The following is a 6,524-nucleotide window of genomic DNA, read 5'->3' as shown; positions in this document are numbered from 1 at the left end:
TTCTCATGTTCCAGAAGGAAGACGTGTTTTTTCGAATATGACCGTTCTGGAAAATCTGGAGTTAGGGGCTTATCTACGAAAAGATTCAAAAGAAATAAGCAAAGATTTTGATAAGGTGTATGAACTTTTCCCTCGATTATTTGAGCGACGAAAACAGATGTCGGGCACACTTTCGGGTGGGGAGCAACAAATGTTAGCGATGGGAAGAGCCATCATGGCAAAACCAAAACTTCTTTTGCTTGATGAACCATCCATGGGCCTAGCACCGCTTATGGTAAAGACTATTTTTCAAATTATTGAAGAAATCAATCGTGAAGGTACGACGATATTATTAGTTGAACAAAATGCCAACGTTGCCTTATCCATTGCAAACCGAGGTTACGTAATTGAAACTGGACGCGTGGTCGTTTCAGGGCCAGCTGCAGAGTTACAAGCAAGTGAGCAAATCAAATTAGCATACCTAGGCGGTATATAAGCAATTTTTGAAGGGAGTAGATTAAAAGCTACTCCCTTTTTTATATGGATTGAATTAAAACGATGTTTGATAAAAAAATTTAAGAAATGTCTTCAATGGCTCATTAAAAATTGGTTCCTCTAAAGCTCATTATCATGCCAAAAATTTTGTGGAACGTGCAACTCAGACTTATATGGCTGAATTGAATACCCTTGTTCGATTAGCCAGGCAATGATTCCAGGTAAAGCTTTTGTGGTCTGTACACGATCATGGAGTAATATCACAATGTGTTGATCCTTGGCCCGAACGGCTTTCTCCACGCCCCTTATAACACTCGTGATAATTTGTTGGAAATTGGCTTCTGATATTTTCCAATCCAATGTATCGACATCCCAATCCCACATTTTGTAGCCTTCCTGTTTCAGTAAACTACGCATGGCAGACGTTACGTAGGGCTTGCTTCCATAGGGGGTACGAACCAACGTAGGTTTGAACCCAGTCAGCGATTGAATCATTTCCGTTTCTTTCTTCATTTCACCTATGAACGCTTGTGCGGATGCATAAACGCTCTTACGGTCATGCGTCATGCTGTGAAGAGCGAGGGTGTGACCTTCATTATAAGTTTGCTGAGTCAATGATTTGAAACTTGAAATCTGATTTCCAACGAAAAAGAACGTGCCCTTTACATTATAATTTCTCATGATTTTTAAATGCTCGGATGTATAGCGATTCGGTCCATCGTCAAAGGTCAAATAAACAATTGGCTTTCCAGGCTCAGCAGGTGGAGTTGGTTTCGGTGATGCAGTTTCGTTACGTTTCTTCCTTATTTGTTGAATAAACTGCGGATGGCTCAGATGGGGGTATCGATCCGTATAAAGTCTTACTGTTAAGATGTCGGATAAGTAATCAACTTTGAAATCTGTGGATTCTCCTAACAAGCGAACTGGAATGTACAGAATATCGTCGATCATTTGGACCGCGTTGTCGGAAATAATCACTTGATTGACTGTCGTTTCAGTGGTTAGAAAATTATAAGAAATGGACGTATCATTTTTTGTGATTGTGATTTGTTTGTCTGACTTTTGAATGTCCGCATACAAATAACGTGACATTTTTTCGAATGGAACCAGTATTTGTGCGTTCACCAGGCGGACTTCTTCTTTTTCGAACGCCAATAAACGGTCATGCAATGCTATGTACCGATTTGAATCTTCTTTAGCAAGACTCGGAGTTGGCAAAGAAAATAAAGTGAAAACAAGTACAACAAGGAACAACATCGGATATGTTAATTTCATCATTCATAACCCCTTTATCTATCAAACTTCTTAGTAAGTGTATGAAAGAAGGTCTTCAGATAGATTCGAAAAGGAGAAAAAATTTTCCGTTCGATTGCTTGAAAAATCGGCTTTAATTCCGAACTGAATGCCAATATGGCATTTGTTGCATAAGATAGAAAAAGAATTGCAGGAAAGGGGTGTAAGTAGCGATGGGATTATTTATTAATTCAGATAAGCACCCGGATGTTTATAAAAATCATGGGCAAATACAAGAGCCCAATCAATCATTTTTCAAACAGAATCACTTAACTGATTTGTTGGAAGAACAGCAAAAAACAAGTGAAAAATTGCATCGGTCATTTAGTGAACTGAAAGATTTATTGGAAAATCAAGCTACGAAACAAACCAATCAGTGGAAGTTTTTCCAACATGGATTCAATGAACAAAAGAAAGTGAATTACCACCATGAAAAGGTTGAAAATCAAGTGTTGGATTGGTTGAAGAAACTAGATGGAAAAAGTGAAGCTTTACAAACAACATTGGAAAATGAAACGTTAGGCAACAAAGATTTAATGAATTACATGAACCAGCTAAGCCTTTCAAATCAAGAGGTAGCGAATCGGTTAGACAAAGTAGGGTTGAGAAATGAGCAACTGGAACAAAAGGTTGATGAGCAACTGATTCTCCAAAAACAGATGGCGCATCAAATGAATGCCCAAGAAAATACTCATACGGAAGTAATGAGCCGGCTTGATAACCAGGAAGCACTGACGGAAAAAATCTTAAGACAAGTTGATCATTTCCGATCCATCCTCTTCGAACGAACGAATTACTTAGCAGAAAAAATTGACACAGGGTATAACTACACCACTTCGTATATAACAAAACTGTTCACAGGGTCAGACCATCCATTGACACATTTTGTTATCAACCAAAAATCAAAAGACAACGAGAAAAAGAAGCCTTGAAGAAAAAGCGTAAGACGTGCCTGGCAAAGGGACGTCTTTTTGTATGTTTTGGACGTGGAAATACTATGAAATGATTGAAATCGCGAATAGAAAGGCGAGAATCGCGAATAGAACTTCCAAAACCGCGAATAGATCCCCATCTACGACCTCAAAAGATTGACAGATGACCTTTTTATGATTAGAATCCTTAGTGGCTTACCTGTTTATCAGGCAGAGCGGGTTGGGAGAGGGCTAATTTTATAGAAGGTTGAAAACATGTTTAATTGGTTTGACCGATTTTTCGGTCTTAAAACGAACGGAACGACGGTAAAGCGGGAAGTAATGGCAGGAATCATCGGATTTTTTACGGTGGTTTACATCATTGCGGTCAATGCACTTATCTTGTCTGAAGCGGGAATGCCGCTCGAAGCAGCGATTGTTGCAACGATTGCAGCTTCTGTGTTCGGATGTCTGATTATGGGCTTCTGGGGGAATGTTCCAATTTTGCTTGTACCAGGAATGGGAATCAATGCGTTGTTTTCCTATACGATGGTTCAATCAATGGGTCTTTCCTGGCAGGAAGCACTGGCTGTTGTTTTTGTGTCTGGCGTCATTTTTGTGTTCATTGCATTTACGCCTTTCTCGAGAATATTAAGTGCTGCTGTACCGCATTCACTCAAAGAAGCGATCACTGTCGGTCTTGGATTGTTCCTTATGCTAATTGGTCTAGAAAAAGGCGGCATCGTCGAAAAAGGCTCAAGTTCCATTTTGGCACTTGGGTCTTTGGGTGAAGCACATGTGCTTGCGACTGTCTTGACGTTTTTAGTAGCAATCGTGTTGTTCATCCGCAACGTACCTGGGAATTTTCTCATCACGATTGTGTCCGGAACCATCATTGCGTATTTCTTCGGATTGATTGATGTCAATCAGACAGACAATGCCTCTTTAGGCTTGGCTGACGCATTTGGTGCATTTGGTGCACTATCATTTGAGAATTTCCTGTCCATGACATTCTGGATTGCAGTATTTTCGCTGACAATGGTCATTGTCTTTGAGAACATTGGGCTAGTCCATGGGCACGTTGGATTTATCAACCGTCCAGACAGATTTAGTCGTGCGTTTCAGGCAAACTCAGTGTCTGCGATGATGTCCGGTATTTTCGGTACGAGTCCCACTGTTGCTTCTGTTGAAAGTGCTGCCGGAATGGTAGCGGGTGGTCGAACAGGACTGACAACCGTGACTGCAGGATTGTTGTTTTTAGTGGCTGCCTTTTTCATTCCGGTTATCAAACTGATTCCGGATAGCGCCATTGCACCGATTCTAATCATTATCGGCAGTTTGATGCTGCAGAACATTCGCAATCTCGAGTTGAAAGACTTGAGCGAAAGTTTCCCTGCACTGTTCATCATTGCAATGATTCCGTTCACTTATAGCATTGCTGATGGCATTGCAATCGGCTTCATCATGTATCCAATCCTGAAAATTGCGATTGGTAAATGGCGAGAAGTATCGCCGGCACTTTACGTTATTGCAGGATTGTTCCTGATGAATTTCGTTGTTCATGTAATAGGCTAATTCAAAAAATGCACCCGCATATAAATAGCGGGTGCATTTTTCTATTTTAATCTCTTAACTGCTCAATAAAGGCATCCAATTGATCGAACGTTCCTGCCAACCCGTGTTGAATGACTTCATGGGCATCCTGAAATACGGAATGCTCCTCTTCAGTGGCAGATGGGAATCCCTCCATGGCTAGGACGGTTTTGCTGTTTTCATCTTCGTCAGTAACAATGATAATAACTGAATAAATACAAAGTTAACCATATAAATGAAAAAAGCCCAATAACAGTAACGTTATTGGGCTTGATGGTTATTTGTAAATGACGATTGAACCAACAGACTTATCAGCAGCTTGACCATTTACAGTGATTTTCAAACCCAAAGACTGCAAATCGCGACCTGCATCTGGCATAAATGAATTGCTATATGAATTTGCATCATCAAACAATCGAACGCCTTGTTGGCTTGCATAATTCAACGTTTGAGTTGGATAAATCAGATTCAATCCAGATGTTTTATTCAATCCGAATGCTGCATCCGCTAAATGGTAGCGAGAACTTGCTTGAACCGGTGTACCATTTTTAATGTTCCATGTTAAATCGGTTTTCGTATGTGCATCAACAACCCCTAAGAAACCATCTCCAGGGTGAACCCCAGTCCAGTTATCCGTGTAACTGTCATCCACATACCACACGACTAAACCACCATCATAGCTCATTAGTGAATTACCACGAGCAATGTTGCCTAAACCTGCATCCACACCTGCATGATTTCTCCACTCTAGTAAATAGTAATGATTCATAAATTTATTACCATTGAAACGCTCAAACCCATTCAAAGTGAACTTAGTTGGTTCTGTTTCGGCGCCATCTTCTACGATTGTTTGTCCATCAGCTACTACTTTCACATTATCCGCAAAGAAACCAAGTTCCGAAGTACCCCAGTCCGTTACAGAACGTAAACGAAGTTTAATGTTTTGGCCTGCATATTCACTCAAATCGAACGATTGTTCAGTCCAACCATTAGAATGACCTGTTAGTCCTGGCATTGAATTTAGGATTGTTGGATAACCTTCAGCCACAACATCACTTCTCGTGTTTGCATTACCAAGAGATTTCCATGTCGCACCGTTGTCCTTAGAAACTTGTACAAATGCAAAATCCCATTTTTCTTCAATTTCGTACCAAGCATCAAAAGTTAATGTAGCAGAAGTTTTTCCTGTCAAATCAACGTTTGTCACCATGTTTGAATCGCTTTCATCTTTTTGACCACCCCAGAATTCGAAGTTACCAGATTTAGGTGTGTTCACAGGTGTTTCTTTTTTCGGTATGTTGATGCGAACAACTTGGTTGTTTTTACCGAGTGGTGAATTTGCTTGATCTAATAAAAACTGTGTACCTTTCGAAGAAACATCTTTCCATTCTAATACGGCTGGTTCAAACCATTCGCCACCTAATGTAGATTGGAAATATTGCTTAGCCCACGGAGAGAATCCAGTCGGTTCTGTTCCAGGAATTTTACCAGCCCAAGAACCTGCAGACATAATGGACCAATAAGCAACAGCTTCGCCTGTTCCAGAATAAGCAGTGTCATATTCATCCGGTAAGCCTAAGTCATGACCATACTCGTGAGCGAAAACACCAGTTGCCCCATCTTCCGGCATAACTGTGTAATCGTAGAAGCCAGGAAGACCTGTTCCAAGTCCATCTAGATCCACAAATGATGCTGAACGATGTGACCAAACTGCGTTATCACCTAATGAACCACCACCTGCTTCTTGTCCCATCCCAGAGTGAATGATTTGTAAGTGATCGACTAAACCGTCTGGCTCCCAGAAGTTACCGTCTCCATCTAAATCATGTGAATCTTCTAAATCGTAATCTTGTAATGGGACACCTGCTGCTTTAGCCGCGTTATATACATCTTTTACTAATATTTTCGATCCACCGGGTGCAACATTATCATGACCGCCATTTGTTCTATCAGCACCATAAAATGCTGCAGTACCAGGAAGTTTTAACCATCCATATGCTTTTCCTTCAATCGTATACGTACCACCAGATTGTTCTTCATAATATTGTTTCTGTGAAACAAATGTTTCTCCATTCGGACCTTTTACGCCATTTTCACCGAAAATCATATCTTCGAAATGCTTCGTGTTGTAATCCTCGTAGTAGTTGTCTGTTTCATTTGGTTGGAGATTRTTATGTTCAAAATCCGAGTATTCTACCATTAGTGTTAATAGTTTTCCTTGTGTCTCTACACCTGGTGTTGCCGCTGCTTCTA

The 6,524-nt window shown here is 40.5% G+C and carries 6 protein-coding genes; 3 read left to right on the top strand and 3 right to left on the bottom strand.

The genetic code is table 11. The features are described from left to right. Nucleotides 1-475 (top strand): ABC transporter ATP-binding protein (locus AC1DSL_RS14935; protein WP_477532777.1); only part of this gene is annotated, 475 nt, incomplete at its 5' end. A 119-nt stretch (nt 476-594) separates the two neighbouring features. On the opposite strand, the gene AC1DSL_RS14930 is transcribed toward AC1DSL_RS14935, so the two are convergent. Next, on the bottom strand, nt 595-1,752 hold the full coding sequence (locus tag AC1DSL_RS14930; protein WP_477532776.1) for a polysaccharide deacetylase family protein: 1,158 nt from the start codon (nt 1,750-1,752) through the stop codon (nt 595-597). A gap of 188 nt (nt 1,753-1,940) precedes the next feature. Here AC1DSL_RS14930 and AC1DSL_RS14925 point away from each other — a divergent pair, with 188 nt between their 5' ends. Further along, on the top strand, nt 1,941-2,699 hold the full coding sequence (locus AC1DSL_RS14925) for a hypothetical protein (RefSeq protein WP_477532775.1): 759 nt from the start codon (nt 1,941-1,943) through the stop codon (nt 2,697-2,699). Nucleotides 2,700-2,954: 255 nt separating this feature from the next. Beyond that, nucleotides 2,955-4,253 carry an NCS2 family permease gene (locus AC1DSL_RS14920; protein ID WP_016428849.1) on the top strand — a complete coding sequence of 433 codons (1,299 nt, stop codon included), beginning with the start codon at nt 2,955-2,957 and terminating at the stop codon, nt 4,251-4,253. Nucleotides 4,254-4,299: 46 nt separating this feature from the next. Here AC1DSL_RS14920 and AC1DSL_RS14915 read toward each other — a convergent pair whose 3' ends face one another. Together AC1DSL_RS14915 and AC1DSL_RS14910 are read right to left on the bottom strand one after the other, a co-directional pair. After that, nucleotides 4,300-4,428 (bottom strand): hypothetical protein, encoded by a 129-nt coding sequence (locus AC1DSL_RS14915; RefSeq protein WP_477532774.1) that lies wholly within the window; start codon nt 4,426-4,428, stop codon nt 4,300-4,302. A gap of 120 nt (nt 4,429-4,548) precedes the next feature. Continuing rightward, nucleotides 4,549-6,524, bottom strand: a 1,976-nt coding sequence (locus AC1DSL_RS14910) for an immune inhibitor A domain-containing protein (protein WP_477532773.1), incomplete at its 5' end; no start/stop codon positions are given.

The organism is Paenisporosarcina sp. P4_D4, from assembly GCF_056401835.1.
This window is presented reverse-complemented; position numbering and strand designations above follow the sequence as displayed.

Coding starts and splice junctions, on each gene's coding strand:
- AC1DSL_RS14930 (WP_477532776.1), bottom strand. CDS start 1,752: ATGATGAAATTAACATATCCGATGTTGTTCCTTGTTGTACTTGTTTTC.
- AC1DSL_RS14925 (WP_477532775.1), top strand. CDS start 1,941: ATGGGATTATTTATTAATTCAGATAAGCACCCGGATGTTTATAAAAAT.
- AC1DSL_RS14920 (WP_016428849.1), top strand. CDS start 2,955: ATGTTTAATTGGTTTGACCGATTTTTCGGTCTTAAAACGAACGGAACG.
- AC1DSL_RS14915 (WP_477532774.1), bottom strand. CDS start 4,428: ATGGAGGGATTCCCATCTGCCACTGAAGAGGAGCATTCCGTATTTCAG.